The 676-nt window shown below is 72.5% G+C and carries 1 pseudogene; it reads right to left on the bottom strand.

Annotation, left to right across the window (positions count from 1 at the left end):
- Positions 1-676: pseudogene (locus JHN45_RS52375) on the bottom strand (carboxylesterase/lipase family protein); the annotation flags it as partial.

Here is a 676-nt window from a genome sequence, read left to right as displayed (position 1 = left end):
GTTCCTGGCCGACCAGGGCGTACATCTCGGTGCCGTGCACGGCGGGGGCACCCTCGGCGGGCCCGATCATGAGGAGATGGGCGGTGCCGCCCGCGGCGGCGTGGGCCAGCGCACCGCGAGCGGCGGGGAGCGTGAAGACGTAGTCCGTCAGGGACGCGGCGCGGACCTCGGCAGGGGTGCGGCCGCCCCTGTCGTAGGTGTCGACGATCCTCTTGGCGCGGGAGCGGGGAATGCGCCACCCCGCGAATTCGTCGGTGACGCAGTCGACGGCGTGCGGGTCGAACCGGTCGAGGTCGTTCGCCACCCACCAGCCCATCTCGTCACTGGCCGTGCTCAGGAGGACGTCGATGTCCCGGTGCGAGCCCGAGGCCAGGACGTCCAGGGGGTGGGCGTGCAGCACCCCGCCGGGCTGTTCGGCGTCCAGGACGACGCCGAGGCTCTTGTTGTCCATCCCGCCCCGGACTCCGAGATCCGTAGGACAGACCTTGCGCAGGGCGGCCACCAGGGAGGCCGCGTCGAGATCGATCAGCTTGTCGGGGTTGCCCGCGACACCGAGTTCGGTGACGAACCGCTCCGCGAGTTCCTCGGCCCACCAGGCCGGGACGAGACGCGAGGGCGCACCGGAGAACCCGGCCAGTCGCCGGTACAGGCCGTCCGCGGAGGAGGCCCCGAGCAG

It is taken from the genome of Streptomyces sp. MBT53 (genome assembly GCF_016654115.1).
GTDB lineage: Bacteria > Actinomycetota > Actinomycetes > Streptomycetales > Streptomycetaceae > Streptomyces.
The sequence above is the reverse complement of the archived record's forward strand: the minus strand, read 5'-3'. Positions and strand labels throughout refer to the sequence as shown.